This window comes from Micromonospora tarensis (genome assembly GCF_016803395.1).
Taxonomy (GTDB): domain Bacteria; phylum Actinomycetota; class Actinomycetes; order Mycobacteriales; family Micromonosporaceae; genus Micromonospora; species Micromonospora tarensis.
This window is the reverse complement of sequence record NZ_JAEVHL010000500.1, coordinates 1-1,451: the sequence shown is the minus strand read 5'-3', so window position 1 is coordinate 1,451 and position 1,451 is coordinate 1. Positions and strand designations below refer to the sequence as shown.

The window sequence follows — 1,451 nt, the reverse complement described above, 5'->3', positions numbered from 1 at the left end:
CCGGCTGCTGCGTCACCCGGGGCATCCGGGTGTCCGGCAGCGACCTGCGTGAGTGGCCGTCGCTGGCGGGGCTGCGGGCGCTCGGTGGCACCATCTACCTCAGCCACGAGGCGACGAACCTCGACGGCGTGGACACCGTGGTCTACTCCTCGGCCATCCCGAAGGACCACCTGGAGCTGGTCGAGGCGCGCCGGCGCGGCCTGCGGGTGCTGCATCGCTCGGAGGCGCTCGCGGCGGCGATGACCGGCCGCCGGGCGATCGCGGTCGCCGGCACGCACGGCAAGACCACCACCACCTCGATGGTGACGATGGTGCTCCAGCAGGCCGGTGTGGACCCGTCCTTCGTGATCGGCGGGGAGATCTCCGAGGTCGGCTCGGGCGCCCACCACGGCACCGGTGAGCACTTCGTGGTCGAGGCGGACGAGAGCGACCGCTCGTTCCTCATCTACCGCCCGTACGTCTCGATCATCACGAACGTCGAGGCGGACCACCTCAACACCTACGGCGACTACGCGACGCTGGAGGCGGCCTTCGTGGAGTTCGCCCGCCTCACCGACCCGGACGGCTTCATCATCACCTGCGCCGACGACCCGGGCGGTCGGCGGCTGGCCGAGAGCCTGCGGGCCGAGGGGCGGCGGGTGTTCACCTACGGCGAGGCCGCCGACGCGGACCTGCGGTTGACCGAGATCGTCTCCTCCGCCCGGGGGGTGCGCTACCTGGCCGCGATCGACGGCCGGTCGCTTGGCGAGTTCCGACTGCCGGTGCCCGGGCGGCACATGGGGCTGAACAGCGCGTCCGCCGTGCTGACCGCGTACCTGTTGGAGTTGCCGCTGGCGGCGGCGGAGGCCGCGCTGGCGGTCTTCCCCGGCGTGCGACGGCGCTTCGAGCGCAAGGGTGTCGCGGACGGTGTGCTGGTCTACGACGAGTACGCCTACCACCCGACCTCCATCACCCTGGCCTTGCAGACGCTGCGCGAGGTGGCCGGCGACGGGCGGTTGATCGTCGTCTTCCAGCCCTACCGGCTGTACCGCACCCGCGACTCCCAGGCCGAGATCGCCGAGGCGCTGGCCATCGCCGACGAGGTGGTGCTCCTGGAGGTCTTCGGGCCGGGCGAGTTGCGCCAGCCCGGCGAGGGCTCGGCGGCGCTGATCGCGGCGGTGGCGCTGCCCGACGAGCACAAGGTCTTCGTCGACTCGTGGGAGGCGGCCCCGGTCGAGGTGGCCCGTCGGGCCGCGCGGGGGACGTGGTGGTCACCATGGGCGCCCCGCCGATCTCGCTGATGGGCGACGAGCTGTTGGCCGCGCTGGGTGGACGGACCGCCGGTTCGGCACCGACCGCGACCGTCGACCCGGTGGCGACCGCCCCGGCGATCGGTGAGCCGGTGCCGGGTGGGGCCACGGCCGGCGGCGACGGTGCGGCGCTCGGTCGCACGCCGCGCCCGGCGGCTCGGC

The 1,451-nt window shown here is 73.7% G+C and carries 1 pseudogene; it reads left to right on the top strand.

Features of this window, described 5'->3' with window-relative positions:
- A pseudogene (gene murC / locus JM949_RS35915) lies at positions 1 to 1,451 on the top strand (UDP-N-acetylmuramate--L-alanine ligase); the annotation flags it as partial.